Annotated in this window: 12 protein-coding genes; 1 reads left to right on the plus strand and 11 read right to left on the minus strand. The window is 47.0% G+C overall.

The window, feature by feature from the left end; translation table 11 throughout:
- Positions 1 to 12: 12 nt before the first annotated feature.
- From DC345_RS06455 to DC345_RS06485, 7 genes are all read right to left on the minus strand, one after another.
- Positions 13 to 867 carry a chemotaxis protein gene (locus DC345_RS06455; RefSeq protein WP_113052402.1) on the minus strand — a complete coding sequence of 285 codons (855 nt, stop codon included), beginning with the start codon at positions 865 to 867 and terminating at the stop codon, positions 13 to 15.
- Between the two features lie 270 nt (positions 868 to 1,137).
- On the minus strand, positions 1,138 to 3,150 hold the full coding sequence (gene treP, locus DC345_RS06460) for a PTS system trehalose-specific EIIBC component (RefSeq protein ID WP_113052403.1): 2,013 nt from the start codon (positions 3,148 to 3,150) through the stop codon (positions 1,138 to 1,140).
- Between the two features lie 29 nt (positions 3,151 to 3,179).
- Positions 3,180 to 4,901, minus strand: a complete 1,722-nt coding sequence (gene treC, locus DC345_RS06465; RefSeq protein ID WP_113052404.1) for an alpha,alpha-phosphotrehalase — start codon at positions 4,899 to 4,901, stop codon at positions 3,180 to 3,182.
- Positions 4,902 to 5,211: 310 nt separating this feature from the next.
- A complete protein-coding gene (gene dctA / locus DC345_RS06470; protein WP_113052405.1) occupies positions 5,212 to 6,564 on the minus strand; it encodes a C4-dicarboxylate transporter DctA in 1,353 nt (450 codons plus the stop codon).
- Between the two features lie 240 nt (positions 6,565 to 6,804).
- Positions 6,805 to 7,497 (minus strand): metal-dependent hydrolase, encoded by a 693-nt coding sequence (locus tag DC345_RS06475; RefSeq protein ID WP_113052406.1) that lies wholly within the window; start codon positions 7,495 to 7,497, stop codon positions 6,805 to 6,807.
- 88 nt (positions 7,498 to 7,585) lie between these two features.
- Positions 7,586 to 9,277, minus strand: coding sequence for a glycoside hydrolase family 13 protein (locus DC345_RS06480; protein WP_113052407.1), 1,692 nt, complete (start codon positions 9,275 to 9,277; stop codon positions 7,586 to 7,588).
- A gap of 120 nt (positions 9,278 to 9,397) precedes the next feature.
- Positions 9,398 to 9,865 carry a VanZ family protein gene (locus tag DC345_RS06485; protein ID WP_309304316.1) on the minus strand — a complete coding sequence of 156 codons (468 nt, stop codon included), beginning with the start codon at positions 9,863 to 9,865 and terminating at the stop codon, positions 9,398 to 9,400.
- 538 nt (positions 9,866 to 10,403) lie between these two features.
- Between DC345_RS06485 and DC345_RS06490 the strand changes: the two genes are divergently transcribed.
- Positions 10,404 to 11,213, plus strand: a complete 810-nt coding sequence (locus DC345_RS06490) for a CPBP family intramembrane glutamic endopeptidase (RefSeq protein WP_113052409.1) — start codon at positions 10,404 to 10,406, stop codon at positions 11,211 to 11,213.
- 110 nt (positions 11,214 to 11,323) lie between these two features.
- On the opposite strand, the gene DC345_RS06495 is transcribed toward DC345_RS06490, so the two are convergent.
- From DC345_RS06495 to DC345_RS06505, 4 genes are all read right to left on the minus strand, one after another.
- Positions 11,324 to 13,756, minus strand: a complete 2,433-nt coding sequence (locus DC345_RS06495; protein ID WP_113052410.1) for a glycogen/starch/alpha-glucan phosphorylase — start codon at positions 13,754 to 13,756, stop codon at positions 11,324 to 11,326.
- Between the two features lie 163 nt (positions 13,757 to 13,919).
- The gene (locus tag DC345_RS32100; RefSeq protein ID WP_258530577.1) at positions 13,920 to 14,048 is read right to left on the minus strand and encodes a hypothetical protein; all 129 of its coding nucleotides are present in this window, start codon (positions 14,046 to 14,048) and stop codon (positions 13,920 to 13,922) included.
- Positions 14,049 to 14,119: 71 nt separating this feature from the next.
- Positions 14,120 to 15,223, minus strand: a complete 1,104-nt coding sequence (glgD, locus tag DC345_RS06500; RefSeq protein WP_024631848.1) for a glucose-1-phosphate adenylyltransferase subunit GlgD — start codon at positions 15,221 to 15,223, stop codon at positions 14,120 to 14,122.
- Positions 15,224 to 15,250: 27 nt separating this feature from the next.
- The gene (locus DC345_RS06505) at positions 15,251 to 16,420 is read right to left on the minus strand and encodes a glucose-1-phosphate adenylyltransferase (protein ID WP_113052411.1); all 1,170 of its coding nucleotides are present in this window, start codon (positions 16,418 to 16,420) and stop codon (positions 15,251 to 15,253) included.
- Positions 16,421 to 16,723: the final 303 nt, after the last annotated feature.

A 16,723-nucleotide genomic window follows, 5' to 3' on the forward strand; every position in this document is an offset into this window, starting at 1 on the left:
CATATCTGGCATTTAATCTGATCCACGATTCACCCACGTCCACGTTCGCGCCAAGCCTTGTGCAATTCTCCGATTCATGGCTCCATTCGAGAAATATCCACCATGACTGAGCGGATTCCAGCTCCCGATTAAACCGCCAGAGTTAATTTCCACGTCTTCGTTGACCGCTGCCTCATAGGCCGGATCAATAGGGCGCAGCGGGTAACCCAGAATATCATCCCGATCATAAAAGTTAATCCATTCCCCTTCCAGCCCAGTAAAGTACTGCCCCGCCAGTGGAGAAGGTACCTGAATCGGCCGGCTAAAATCATGATACCTTAAGCTCCATAATGGCAATGTCGTTCCAAAAGAATAAAAGTTCGTTAAGGTATCTCCCCGTTCCAATGCGGAAGTAACATCCACGATGGAAGGCGTGCGACTAGACGGGTATTGAAGATCATAGAAAAAATTACTGGCAATCACCGCGCCCAAACTATGTGCAATGATACAGAGTGGAGCTTCTGGCCCATTCCGCTGTGCAAGTGCGTGCATCGCCCGATTTAGCGTACAATGTACCGCATCATAGTTATGCCCTTGATTTTCCACAGGTTGATACGCGACGGCATCAGCCAGATAATGTATAACAAATCGACGCAGCACTTGATAGTTCAATCCTTGAGAGCTGACAAGCTGCTGAAACAGCGCCTCTTCCCGATCCTCAAATACGTCAGCCCAAAATACGGGCTCAATATCCAGCATCTGTTTGGCTGCTCCCGGCAACACCATAACCTGATCAAATTCCTTATGCAAACGCGAAATCAGTGTATCCGCATAATTTTCCTTTTGCATACCCAGACCATGAATGACCATTACCGCAACACGAGTCATGGCTCTCCTCCTCCGTCCATTGACTAGGCACTCTCTTTGAACCATATGAATTTCTCAACGTGAACATGCATCGTCCTGATGAACATGCTTTCCGATCGCTGTGAACATGAGATTTTTCCACATGTATCCTAGATACAGTTTACCACGTTACTAATAAAAAAAACGAACTGCATCAAGGTCACCTACACAAATTGGCATGCGTTCAGTTTTGTTTCTATCAGAATGAAAAAAGAAGCTGCGAATATCGCAGCTCCCCATTTGTTCGTATACTTAACCTTTCAAATGTACCTTAAGCACACCATTCTGATTGGATGTAACATCACCTGTAGTGACCTCCACCCGATCAACCATGTCCTGACCATCCGGAATAATAATTGGCGTAATGAGCGGGTATCCCGCAGCTTCAATCACTTTACGGTCGAATTCAAGCAACGTTTGCCCGGCTCTTACCTTCTCTCCAGTTTCAACATGCATGTTAAACCCTTCGCCTTTGAGCGATACCGTATTGATCCCGACATGAATCAGAATTTGCAAGCCACTCGCGTGCTCAAGAATGACAGCATGTTTGCTCTTGATGACATGGGCAACCTGAGCATCAAACGGGGCAACGACCTGATTGCCAGAAGGTTCAATCGCAACCCCTTCACCCATTTGTTTCTCTGCAAATGCCGGATCAGGTACTTGTTCAAGCGGAACGGCTGTACCTGTTAACGGTGCCATAATTTCCAGCGTATTCACAGGCTCATCCGCCACCTGAGCAGCACTGCGTGTGCGTTGTTCTGTACCTGTATTTGCCACAGCTGTGCGAGAAGAAGATTCAGCTGTTGACGTTTGACCGCTTGCTACAGTAGCACGATCTTCATTTCGGTCTTCTTTTCTCAACTTCGCTCTTCCAAAAAGAACTGTCAGTACGAACGGAACAACCAGTACAATTGCCATACCGATGAAGAATACTCCCCATTTATTCGGGAAAATGGACAGGAATCCAGGGACCCCACCTACACCGATAGAGGTGGCTTGAACATTATTCATCGTAAGCAGTACACCGCCGATCGCAGAACCGACCATACCGAAGATAAACGGATAACGATAGCGGATATTCACTCCGAAAATCGCCGGCTCGGTTACCCCGAGGAAGGCCGAGACGGATGAAGTTGCCGCAAGTCCTCTCATTTTCTTCTCACGAAGCACAAGCATCATGGCAAGTGCGGCAGAACCTTGCGCGATATTGGACAGCGCCAGCATTGGCCACAGGAACGTTCCGCCCTGGCTACCAATCAGCTGTACGTCGACCGCCAGGAACGTATGGTGCATTCCTGTAATAACAAGCAATGCGTACAATCCACCGTAGATCAGACCGCCGAGAGCCGCGTATGAATCGTAGATATAGATCAAACCGGATGTAATTCCATTCGCAATGGCAAATGTAACTGGACCAATAATTGTAAACGCCAGGAACCCGGTAATCAATAAAGTGACAGGTGCCACGACGAGCAGTTTGATCGAATCATGCACCCTTTTGTTCAGGAAAATCTCCAGCTTGGCAAGCAGATAAGCGGATACCAATACCGGGAGAACCTGCCCCTGATAACCGATCTTCTCAATATGCCAGCCGAACAGATTCCACGTAGGCACGGTGCCTTCGTTGACTGCATTGGCGTAACCATAAGCACTCAGCAGATCGGGATGAACCAGGATCAGACCCAGTACAATCCCGAGCAACGGACTGCCGCCGAACCTTGTTACAGCGGACCAACCAATTAATGCTGGCAGGAAGGTAAAGGCTGTGCTCGCGATGGTATTAATAATAGATGCGAGATCCTTCCATGCTGGATATACGTCCACCAGTGATTTTCCATCGAAGAATATGCCTGGTCCTGTCAGAATGTTATTAATACCGAGCAAGAGACCGGCCGTGATGATCGCTGGCAGGATCGGGATGAAGATGTCCGATAACGTTTTGATCGCACGCTGGATCGGGTTTTGCTTTTTACCCGCAACAGCCTTTACGTCATCCTTGGAAGCGCGTTCGCCCCCGGTAATCTGAATCATTTCGTCATACACTTTATCCACAAGGCCAGGACCAATGACTACCTGAAATTGTCCTTGAGAGGAGAACTGGCCTTTGACCAGATCGTTCTGTTCCAGACTTTCCGTATCTACTTTACTTTCGTCGTACAGGGCGAACCGGAGGCGTGTGACACAATGCGTTGCAGCTTCGATATTTTCTTTGCCGCCGACCGCGCGTACGATCTCCTCAACCTGTTTTTTATCAATTGCCATATTGTCACTTCCCATTTATATAATGTGAATTAGTCCTCTTGCGGTACAAGCCACATATAGGATGAATACGGGCTCAGGGAGATTTCTTGCTCGAGTGCAGGCGATACCTCCGTGTTTCCAATCAGCAGTTCTGCTGATTTACCCGCAATGTGGTCATTCCAGACGGCTTCAGAGAAAGCAAATTTTACGTCCCGCTTGCTGAAGTTCGATACCACTAGCAGCGTTTTGCTTCCATTCGTCCGCGCGTATGCGAATACATCCGGATGTGCATCGTCCAAACGTTCATACAGACCATCGGTCAGCACACCAACCTGTTTGCGAAGAGCAATCAGCTTGCGATAGTGATAATAGATTGAATTCGGGTCAGCCATCTGCTGCGCCACATGAATCGACGGATATCGTTCATCCACTTTGATCCACGGTGTACCCGTTGTAAATCCGGCATTGTCGCTTCCATCCCATTGCATCGGTGTTCGGGAATTGTCCCGGGAACGCTCTTTCACAATTAGGAATGCTTCCTCGGCGGATTTGCCCCGTTCTTCCTGAAGCAGTCGGTACATATTGGTTGATTCAATATCACGGAACTCGCTGACATCGTTCCAGACCGGATTCGGCATCCCAATCTCTTCGCCTTGGTATACGTAAGGTGTTCCCTGCATGCCATGAATGGTCGTAGCAAGCATTTTGGCACTCTCCGCACGATAATCGCCATCATCAGCAAAACGGGACAACGCCCGCGGTTGATCATGGTTGTTCAGGAACAAAGCATTCCATCCCCCACCTGCCTGCATACCTGTCTGCCACTCACTAAACAGTTGTTTCATCGCTTCAAAATCGTAAGGCATCAGTTCCCACTTCTGTCCATTCGGATAATCCACTTTCAGATGGTGAAAGTTAAACGTCATGGAGAATTCCCTGGAAGCAGGGTTTGAATATTTGATACAGTGCTCCAGCGTAGTCGAGGACATCTCCCCAACCGTTACCATATTGTGTGGTCCAAACACCTCTTCATACATCTCTGTAATGTACTCATGCACACGTGGTCCATCGGTGTAGAACTTACGTCCGTCGCCTGGGGAAACGCTACCATCATCGTCGGGGAAACGCTGGTCCTTGGAGATCAGATTGATGACGTCCATACGGAAACCATCTACGCCCTTCTCCGCCCAGAACTTGATCATGTCCCGTACTGCCTTACGTACTTTCTCGTTCTCCCAGTTCAAATCAGCCTGTGTTTTGTCAAACAGCGTCAGGAAATATTGTCCTGTCTGCTCATCAAACTGCCATGCAGGTCCGCCGAACTTGGATTGCCAGTTATTCGGCACACCACCATCTGGAGCAGGGTCTTTCCAAATATAATAATCGCGGTACGGGTTATCCTTGGAAGAACGCGATTGCCGGAACCACTCATGATCCGTAGAAGAGTGATTCACCACAATATCGATCATCAGCTTCATGTCACGTGCCTTCAGACCTTTAAGCAGTTCGTCAAAATCCTCCATCGTACCAAAATCAGGATTAATCCGATAATAGTCCGCTACGTCATAACCGTTATCATGCTGTGGAGAGACATATACGGGCTGCAGCCACACGATATCAATACCGAGATGCTGCAAGTAATCCAGCTTTTCGGTCAATCCCCGAATATCTCCGGTACCCGATCCAGTTGTATCGTTGAAACTCTTGGGATATACCTGATACACCGTGGAAGTTTTCCACCACGATGATGAAGTTGTGTTGGTTGAACTCATGTTAACGCCTCCAATAAATTGTATTGCTTATGTGAATCTCTTGGCCTAACTTCATTTATATATTACATAACTAAACATGTATATACAAGTTGAAACTTCAATATGCTATCTTTTTCCTCTTCTACACATTCCCCATTAATGATTCCTCTGTAACAATTATTTTGCTGCATGCGTTCGAGAACTCCATGATATCTGTATCTGAAACGAAAAAAACCGTCTGTTACCCCATGATTTCATGCGGGTAATAGTCGGTTCAAATTTAAAGAAGGATGAGTTAAAAATTCATACGAAGCCCATTCACTTCTGCTTCTTACAACATGTCCGTCGAAACCATACCCTTTCCCTGTTCCATTTTGTTCAACTTCACTGAGGATATCGACTCCAGTTCTTCTCTCTCGAGCTCTTCGGTGCTGATCTCCCCAGACAGCACAGCCCGCATGCGTTTTTGGTCCAACAGTCCTTCCCATTTCGCCACTACAAATGCCGCAACACAGTTGCCCATCAGATTCGTGAATACTCGCATGGTGTCCATGAAACGATCCGCACCGAGCAGTAAGGCAACAGCAGCTACCGGGAATGCATTCAGGGCTGCTGCTGTAGCAGATAAAGCGAGAAATGCGGAGCCGGGTACACCGGCCATACCTTTGGAGCTAAGCATTAACACTAGTAAAATCGTAATCTCTTGTCCCAGTGTCAGATCAATGCCAACCGCCTGGGCCAGAAAAACCGTCGCCAGCGACAGGTAGATCGAGGCTCCGTCCAGATTGAACGAGTACCCTGTTGGAACCACAAGGCCGACGACAGCACGATCACAGCCTGCTTTGGTCAGCTTGTCCATCATGCGAGGCATAACAACTTCCGAGGAACCTGTGCCAATCGCCAGCATCACTTCGGAACGTGTATATTTTACAAATTGCAGAAAGTTCAGTCCCGTAATCCACCAGGCAGACAGTGCAAGCATCACCAGGAACAATAACGCTGCTCCGTAACAGGCAATAATCAGCAAACCGAAGGAGGACAGCGTGGATGCTCCATATGCTCCAACAGTGTATGCCATGGCTCCGAATGCTCCAATCGGTGCCAGTTTCATAATGTATCCAATAATGCGGAACAAGATACCCAACACATTTTCAATCAGCGTCAGCACATTCTCCTTTGCCTTGCTTTCCGTTGCTGCCAGGGCTACCCCGAACAAACAGGCAACGAGCAGCACTTGCAGCAATGCATTTTGTGCAAAAGCATCTACAACACTTGTTGGAATAATATTCATGATAAAGTCGACGACATGCGGCAGTTCAGAGCCATTGGTTTTGGCTTCGATGCCACTTGCATCAAGCGTCGATGGGTCCACGTTCATACTTGCACCCGGACGAAGTAGATTAGCTGTGCCGAGTCCAAGGATCAGAGCGACAGTCGTAGCGATTTCGAACCACAGGATGGCTTTGAATCCAATCCGTCCAACTGATTTCAGATCACCGATTTTGGCAATGCCTGTCACGATCACCATAAAGATTAATGGAGCAATGATCATTTTGATCAACTTGATGAAACCTGTTCCGAGCGGCTGCAGCAGACTGCCCAGATCAGGCCACAGAATTCCTACACCAATTCCGATGATAACCGCTACAATAATTTGAAAAAACAATGATTTCACAAATGACATGAACGCTCCCCCAGTTTTTCGGTCAATTCGGATTTCCGTTTGGTTTCCGTGTAATTTTTTATAACATTACAGCTTGAACCTCAACAATGGGGTTTCGAGATTTTTGTCATTCAGACTAACTGCGGCGTGCTAAATTGAACTTAAAACCGAAAAAAGACGAATATCACGTCAGTTATCTTGACGTGATATTCGTCTTTAGCTTCGTATATCTTTTATGATTAAACAGTGATTAAAAGAGCATTACAGGGTAAGGGATTGTCCCGGAGCCAGCACACGGCCTTCAAGACCTTTGGAAGCAAGCTGCTCCACAAATTTCTCCGCATCCTGACGAATCACCGGGAACGTATCATAATGCACCGGAATCGTCAGTTTGGCATTAAACCATTCAGCGGCCTGCAAAGCATCCTCCGGTCCCATGGTGAAATGCCCACCAATAGGCAATAGTGCTACGTCGATATCATGGCGGTCACCAATCATTTTCATATCACCGAACAGACTGGTATCACCGGCATGCAAAATGGTTTTGCCACCAATATTAATAATGTATCCTGCAGGCACCCCTGCGTACATGATCCGTTGTTCCTCTTCCAGCACGATTCCGGATGTATGGAAAGCCTGAATCATTTTGGCTTGCGCAAAACCAAGATCCACCGTTCCGCCCATGTTCATGCCAAGGGTGTCCAGACCTTTCCATGACATATATGTAGCTAGTTCCACAATCGCAACCACCTTGGCATTATTAGCCTTGGCGATCGGTTCAGCATCCAAAATGTGATCCATATGTGCATGTGTCAGTAAAACGGCATCGGTCTTGATGTCTTCCGGCTTGGTGACAGCAAGTTCATTGCCTCGCAGGAAAGGATCAATGATTAACGACTTCTCTTCTGTGCCCAGCTGTACACTGGAGTGTCCGTGGTAAGTAATATTCAGCAACTTGGTATCCTCCTGACATATGCGTTCGTTAGTTTGATTTTCAACCTATATTATAATTCAAAACTCTTCGCCAAAGCAAAATGACGCCTCATCGCTGCATTCGATAAACCCGTGCTTCATAAGGCTGAAGAAGAATCTCGCCCTTATCGGTGGAATATCGTTTACTGACATTGCTGATGACAGTCTTGGCATTTTCATCGTTCCACCCCTCAGGCCATTGCATCTCAGGCTCATGTTCGCGGAAATTCAGAATAACCAGCATCTGCTCATCATCCAGCGTCCGGGTATAGGCATAAATATCGGGATCATCCGGCAAAAGCAGCTCATACTCACCATAGATGAGTACTTTATGTTGTTTGCGAAGAGCGATGAGTTTACGGTAATAATGCAAAATGGACTGGGGATCACGTTCAGCATCTGCCACATTAATCTCAGGATAATTAGCATTCACCTGAATCCATGGCTCACCAACGGTAAATCCCGCGTGTTTCGTATCATCCCACTGCATCGGTGTACGTGCATTATCACGACTCTTACGCCAGATTGCTTGCATGACTTCATGTTTCGCTCGCCCCTGACCAATATGCTGCCGATAATAATTCATCGTTTCAATATCTCGATAATCCTCGATATCAGGGAACGCAACATTGGTCATGCCAATCTCTTCCCCTTGATAAATGTATGGCGTACCTTCCAGGGTGAGCATCCATGTGGCCAGCATTTGGGCAGAGCGCACCCTGTACTTTCCATCATCACCGAAACGGGATACTGGACGCGGCTGGTCATGATTGCCCATGTAATTGGCATTCCAGCCTCTGTCATGCAGGACGGTTTGCCAGCGGCTCATAATTTCTTTCAACTCGGGCAGCTTCCACTTCCGATAGTTCCATTTGCCGATTCCGGATGATTGAGCGTCCACAAACATATGCTCAAACTGGAACACCATATTGAGCTCATTCCGATCTGTCCCAACATAGGCCAGCGCCTGTTCCGGTCCTAGCCCGGAAGTCTCCCCAACAGTCATTGGACCATAAGGCTTCAGGATCATGTCGTTAAGTTTATTCAGAATCGAATGTACCTGCTCGAGGTTGGAAAAAAGCTGATACGCAGGAACGACCGGCAGATTATCCGGATTATGCGCGCTGGGTAACCCCTCTGCCTTGGCGATATGCGCCACCGCATCGAAACGGAAACCATCCACACCCTTTTGCAACCACCAATGCACCATCTCATACATCTCTTCTGCCATCTTTGGATTATTCCAATTCAGATCAGGCTGATGTTCAGTATAGAGATGCAAATAATATTCATTCGTCTCCGGATCATGCTTCCACACAGAACCCCCAAAGTAGGACTCCCAGTTGTTTGGAACCTGACCATTTTTGCCTGAACGCCAAATATAATAATCCCGTTTCGGGTTCACTTTCGATGAACGTGACTCGGCAAACCACGCATGTTCATCCGACGTATGATTCAGCACCAGATCCATCATGATTTTGAGACCACGCTTGTGCGCCTCAGCCAGCAAACGGTCAAAATCCTCCATCGTGCCATACTTACGTAAAATGGAGTAATAATCACGGATATCGTATCCGTTATCATGACCAGGCGAATCGTAAATAGGACAGATCCAGATTACATCCACGCCCAGATCAGTCAAATAATCGAGCTTGTCATATATCCCCTGCAAGTCACCCTGGCCGTCCCCATCGGAATCCTTGAAGCTGTTGGGGTAGACTTGGTACACCACACTCTCTTTCCACCAAACGATATAGACCACCTCGCTTTCATTACTCTTTACTATATAACCCGTTAGTATGTTTTATCCGAAATGCTCCTCTTATAAACAGAAAAGCTCCATGAACACAAAAAGACCCGATCATTGACCGCTATTCGCAGTTCATTTTCGAGGCTTTCTCTGTGAGTATATGAATAAGGCAAACCCAATGTATCCAATCCAGGCACCCAATGTATTCAAAATAATGTCATCGACATCAAACGAACCAACGCGGGTAATCAATTGCGCAATCTCAACAGCAAACAAAAGTAAAACGACCCTACCTGTAAATGGTAAAATCTTTCGGCACCTGCGGAATAACCAGGGAATCCATATCCCAAGCGGGATGAACAAAACAATGTTCCCGAACAGATTCTTCACCCAGGTTTCCGTATGGTATCTGTTCTTTTCAAAAAGTAGGGGCTTAATTGTCTCTAATGGTACCAGATTATATTGATAGTTCACGCCAGGCGTTCTCCCGCTGACAAAGAGTAAGTTACCCATAATCAACACATATAACAATGCCATACATGCGACGATTGAGAGCATCCACCTGGTGTGAAGCCACGAACGTTCGTTCATCAATTTCATACCTCCGACCTTTCTGTAGAGCGCGTTAAGGTCTATTTTAAATGGATATAGCTCTTCATGTCCAGCTGCTCAGGCTTGGACTTCCATACCTCCGTCACCTCAAAATGCGGCCCTTCCCTTCGTTCATAGTAAGACTATGGCAGCCAGCGGCCATAATCATTTTGCGAATATCTTGTCCCGACCTTCAAGCTGTTGATGAGCAAGCTCTTCAAGTCTGCCTCATCCTTTCTAACCCATCGTTACCTAAACAGAACCTAAACTAAAGCAGTGAAAATTTAGCTGGTTTTTATCCATTTGGTTAGCTTCTATTTAACTTGGGCTACTAGAATTGTATATGAGGTAGCAACCCAAATATGTTCCTCTTCATCGTAGCTTCGGTTGGATTTCTGGACCATTCAAAGAATTAGCACAGAGAAAACAAAATTTGCGAGAAGGAGGATACGGATACAAGATCCTACTATATCTTGACTTAATCGAAGTTAAAATCATAAGAAAAATGAGCAAATAAAAATATTAATGGATAGTGGGAGTGTTTATCATGTCAATTAATAGGGACAAGCTGCAAGAAACTTTGGATCTTGCCTTTCGGGTTCGTCCCCGCGTAGGATGGGGTGTTCTCACATATTTCCTATACAGCGCAGTCTTCTATGCGATCTTCTTGCTTAACGGCATCGACTACACGCGAGTGGGTGAGAGTGAGCGGACCCTTCTTCTCTGGTACATAGCACCGCTGTCCGGCGGTGCCGTGCTGACCATCACAATGGTCACAATCTACGGATGGTGGCGTCCTAGCCTGGTTGAAAGGCGGCGTCTTTCTCGATGGACAATGACTCTTCCGATCATCATGATGGTCATCGCGATCGTGAACATGCTGACCGGCGATTTCACCCGTGTCACCCCCCTCATGTGGCTGTATCTCATTTTCGGCAGTATCATGGTGGGCTTCAATGAGGAGATGATCAATCGAGGTCAGTTAATGGTTGCTCTGCGCAGCCGATTTGGCGAAACCGGGGTCTGGCTGCTCTCAACAGCGATGTTCGCAGTCTTCCACCTACCGAACATGTTCTTGGGCATCGGAGCGGGTGCCTTGTTCCAGGTAATGATCGCTTTCGGCCTCGGTTCGATCTTCTACCTCGCCCGACGGTCTACCGGATCGCTCGTGGCCTCCATATTCCTGCACGGGTTCTGGGACATGAGCGTCTTCTCAGCGAATGGCGCAACGGCGTTACCCATCGCTGGCTTACTAGCTCCGTTGTTGGTGATCGCTGCAGTGATCACGGTTCCGATCATTCTTCGTCGTGAAAAGCGGCGCGATATCGCCCAAAGTGTGTCCCGACCAGTCGGCTGATTCATACAAAAATCCCCTTGTGCAACAAGGAGGATCTCTGATAAAGGTTTATGAACCCATCAGAGATCAACCTAGTGTACAAGGGGATTTTATTTTAAATCAATCCTTATTTAACCTTTCCAGTGTCCCGACACCGGATGAATGCCCCAGATATCAGTCGCATACTCACTGATGGTGCGATCACTAGAGAAAATGCCGGAATGAGCTGTATTCAGCACTGCCTTGCGTGTCCAGCCCGATACATCGCGGTATGCCGAATCAATGGAAGCATGTGCATCGGCATAGGCAGCAAAATCACGCAACACAAAGTACTCGTCACCATGGGCCAGCAATGAATCATAGATATCCCAGAATTCACCATCACGCTCACAGAACGCTCCCGGATGTACCAGCTGCTCCACGACCTCACGAATTCGCTCATCTTGCTGTACAATCTCATTCGGCCGATAACTGCCGGAGCGGTAATATTCAAGCACCTCGTCTGCACTCAGACCAAAGATAAACATATTGTCTTGACCAACCTGCTCTGCCATCTCGACATTAGCACCGTCCATGGTACCAATGGTTAACGCACCGTTCATCATAAATTTCATGTTCCCCGTACCGGAGGCTTCCTTGCCTGCGGTTGAAATTTGTTCGCTGACGTCCGCGGCAGGAATGATTTTCTCCGCAAGAGAGACCGAGTAGTTCTCCAGGAAAAATACCTGCAGACGATCTTTCACGGCCGCATCACGATTGACCGTATCTGCTACCGTGTTAATCAATTTGATAATTTTCTTGGCAAAATAATAACTCGGCGCTGCCTTTGCTCCAAAAATGAACGTGCGTGGCACGATATCAAACGAAGCATCGCTCTTGAGACGGTTATACAAATGCATAACATGCAGAATGTTCAGTAACTGCCGTTTGTACCCATGCAGTCTTTTCACCTGTACATCAAAGATGGAATCCGGATTGACAGTCTTTCCGGTATGATCCAGGATGTACGCGGCCAGTCGCTCCTTATTATCACGTTTAATGGAATGGAACTGCTGCTGGAATGAAGCATCATCAGAAACGCGTACCAGCTCATTCAGTCTGCCCGGCTCCCTGACCCACTCACTTCCAATCGTATCTGTAATCAGATTCGACAGCTTCGGATTGGCGTGCATCAGCCAGCGGCGATGGGTAATACCATTGGTTTTATTATTAAAGCGCTCGGGATAGAGTGCATAGAACGGAGCCATTTCCCGTTCCTTTAATATTTCGGTATGCAATGCCGCAACACCGTTAACGCTATGGCTGCCCACAATCGCCAGATGTGCCATCCGCACCTGATCATTGGCAACAATCGCCATATGCTGAATACGATCCTGGTCTCCGGGATAACGTTCGAGCAGCATGCCGCAGAAACGTTTGTTGATCTCTTCAATAATCATGTAAATGCGTGGCAGCAGCTTGCTGATCATGGCTACAGGCCACTTTTCAAGCGCCTCACTTAGCGTTGTATGGTTTGTATACGATACGGTGCGAGTCGTAATATCCCACGCTTCATCCCATCCATAACCTTTAACATCAATCAGAATCCGCATCAGTTCGGGAATTACGAGGGTTGGATGCGTATCGTTGATATGGAACGCCACTTTATCCGGCAATCGATCATACGAAAGCTCAAGCTTGTTAAATGTACGCAAAGCACTCTGTACGCCTGCCGAACACATGAAATATTGCTGTTTCAGACGGAGCAGCTTGCCCTCGTATTGGGAATCATCCGGATACAAAAACTCTGAAATTGATTCTACCGAACGGCTGTAATCCAGATATCCGTAATAGTTCGAAGGGGTATCGAGTGAAGTTTCCCGCTTGGGCTCCGCACTCCATAATCGCAAGGTGTTTACATGGGGCTGGCCATAACCGATTACAGGCACATCATATGGTACAGCTACAACTGATTCGGCATCTTTGGTGACAAATTGGTAATGCCCATCCTGTTCATAAGCCTCCACACGGCCCCAGAACTGCACTTCCACCTTTTTGTCCGGACGGCGCACTTCCCATTCATTGCCCTTCTCGAGCCAATTATCGGGTAGTTCCACCTGATTGCCGTTAATAATTTTTTGCTCAAACAAGCCATATTTATATCGGATTCCGCATCCATGTCCTGCATAGCCGAGGGAAGCCAGTGAATCCAGAAAACAGGCTGCGAGTCTTCCCAGACCTCCGTTGCCTAGCCCTGCATCCGCCTCCTGTTCTTCCACTTCTTCCAAAGAAAAACCCAGTTCAGCCAGGCTGTCACGAACGAGTTCCAATTCATTCACATTTAACAGGTTGTTGCCGAGCAGACGTCCAATCAGGAATTCCAGCGAGAAGTAATAGACCTGTTTATCCTGGCGCTGCTTAAACCCCTGATTCGACGCCGCCCAATCCTGACCCGCATATTCACGGATCATGCTTCCAAGTACGTGATAGACATCCTCCTTTGTTGCTTCTGCTAATGGTTTGCCCAATTTGCTGACCAGATTGCGTCTAAAAATACTCTTGAACGTTTCCTTGTTGTCAAACAAAAGAAGGTTCCTCCCGGTGAAATCCTGTAGGATGGTGGCGGTTCATACTTGTTTCTTACACATGAGTGCTACACCTTTCAAAGCTGCACTTCCGGCTAAGAGCCCGTTCCGGTTACGAATCGTTCTTCCGATCGCTGTTGTCTCTCAAATTTCTTGATGAACATTATAAAAGGTTGAAATTTGGAGACAAAGGCGAACGCTGACGCTTCTTCAGAATCGATTTCGTCACCTCCACTGCTTTAGCACGTATAACCGTAGCTTCAGCTGTGGCACCCGTGCTTTGAAGCAGCATGAACCTTAAATCCATCCTACAGGATTTTTATTTTATATATATTTATAGATGATATCGGTTACGTGTCGGTATTAAATAATAGTACTCTTCGCCAGAATATACGGGTTCGACGGGTCGCCGATCAGCGTCTGGCCGCCGCTTAACTTTACATCTTTGTCGAGAATGACGTTCTCCAGAACGGCACCTTCTCCGATGTAGCATTTTTGCATAATAATGGAGCCTTTAATTTTGGCACCTTTCGCCACATGCACCCCACGGAACAGGATGCTGTCTTCCACTTCCCCACCTACAATACAGCCGTTCGCGAGCAATGAATGTTTCACCTCAGCGGTGTCCAAGTACTTGGCCGGAGCCTCGTATTTAATCTTGGTTTGAACAGGCTGTTCCTTGAACAACTGCTCATACAGTCCGCTATTCAAGAGTTCCAGACTGTTGCGATAATAGCTGTCAATCGAATTGATCACGGCATGATATCCATCATAGGCATACGCCGCAATGTTCAAGCCATCCGGGTTTTTCTGAATCACATCACGGAAGAAATGGCTTTCGCCATGAGCGATGCAGCGCTGTACCTGTCGCAGGAACAGTTCTTTTTCCATAATGAAAATTTCTGTATATATATTCGGGTGATCGGCGCTTTGGTGAATGTCCACCACATTACCGTTCCCGTCATCTTCAACTTTGACACAAGCGTCATGCTCAGGAAGCAGTTGATCTACTTTTTTGCAGACCAGCGTTACATCCGCGCCCTTGCTTATATGGTACCTGTACACATCCTGCAGATCTGCTTTGGTCACGTGCCGACTACCTGCATGGACTACATATTGTCCTGAACCCCGCCGGAAGAAATCGAGATTATTGTGAAAATGCTGCAAATCCCCTTGTGACGTATCGGTTGGATCGTTCCAGTCCGGTGGCAGAATAAACATACCGCCATGCTTGCGATCCAGATCCCAAGGCTTACCGTCTCCCAAATGATCCATTAGTGAACGGTACTTGCGACGCACAAATACACCGATACTCTCAATGCCAGCATTCATCATATTGGATAATACAAAATCAATCAGACGGTAACGCCCGGCATAAGGCACCGCGGCTCCGCAGCGAAAGTACGTCAATTCCTTCAATTCCTCAAGCTCATGGTCAAGGTTAATAACTCCGATCAATGGTTTCATCGCATGCACCGTCCTTTGGGGTTTAGATTAGGCTTTGCTTGTCATTCCCTCGAGAAGCTGACGTTCCAGTTCTTCCTGATCGACCAGTAATATATCACTCTCATCTTCAGGGGCGGGTGACAGATGTACTCCATCCGGGATCACCAATCCTTCGGCAATAATAGCTTTGTGAATGCGTACATTTTGACCGATCTTCACTTTTGGCATGATCACTGAATCGGTTACGGAACTGTTCTCTCCCACCTCAATTCCGTAGAACAACACCGAGTGTTTAACCTCACCATATACCACACTGCCTTCACTGATGATGCAATTCCGCACCTTCGCCGATGGTGAAATATATTGAGCAGGCTGATTCGGATTACGAGTATAGATACGCCAGTCCGGGTCGTTCAGATTAAACGGCGTTTCCTCATCCAGCAGGTCCATATTGGATTCCCATAGACTGTGAATTGTACCGACGTCTTTCCAATACCCTTCAAATGGATAAGCGTATAGTGATTTTTCATTTTCAAGCAACAAGGGAATGATATCTTTGCCAAAATCATAGGAGGTGGATGCCTGCTGTTCGTCCTGGATCAGGAAGCGTTTCAGCACATCCCACTTGAAGAGATAGATACCCATGGAAGCAAGCGTGCTCTTGGGTTCAGGAGGTTTTTCTTCGAATTCATATATGCGATAATCATCGTGGGTGTTGAGCAACCCGAACCTGCTGGCTTCTTCCAACGGAACGTCAATGACCGATATGGTGCAATCTGCATCCTTTTCTTTATGGTATTGAAGCATTTTCTCGTAATCCATTTTATAGATATGATCCCCTGACAAGATGAGCACATGCTCAGGATCGAATTGTTCGATAAAATTCAGGTTACGGTAAATCGCATCCGCCGTACCGCGGTACCAGTTACTACCGTCTTCACGTTCATGAGGAGGTAGAACATATACCCCACCATTTTTGCGATCCAGATCCCAATCACTGCCAATGCCGATATAGGAGTGTAGAACTAGAGGTTCGTATTGGGTTAATACACCGACCGTGTCGATGCCAGAGTTGGAGCAATTACTTAGAGGAAAATCAATGATGCGGTAGGTTCCGCCAAAATAAACAGCAGGCTTGGCCAGTGATTTGGTCAGTCCCTTTAATCTTTTGCCTTGCCCTCCAGCGAGCAGCATCGCTACAACTTCTTTTTTTGCCATCATTACAGCCTCCTCCATGTGCATTCGTTCTAAATCATTTCAGAGCCCATAATCCGATATGCTGTTGTGTGGACACTTTTGTCATGATTAGGAGCATGCTGTACAGACTATGTTGCATTAGAATTGCAGCCAAACATTGTTCTTTGTGATGTCTGAAAGTAGATGATACATGCAGATTTGCCTGTACTTGCTGTGTAGAGGTGATAGGTGGATGTAAAAATTAAGGTGTACCCCGTGTAAAATGCAATACACTTCTCCTATATAACATTAAACACGAAACGGGCTGAGGAATCTTGCTGGAAA

Origin of the sequence: Paenibacillus taichungensis (assembly GCF_003287275.1) — a bacterium.
GTDB lineage: Bacteria > Bacillota > Bacilli > Paenibacillales > Paenibacillaceae > Paenibacillus > Paenibacillus taichungensis_A.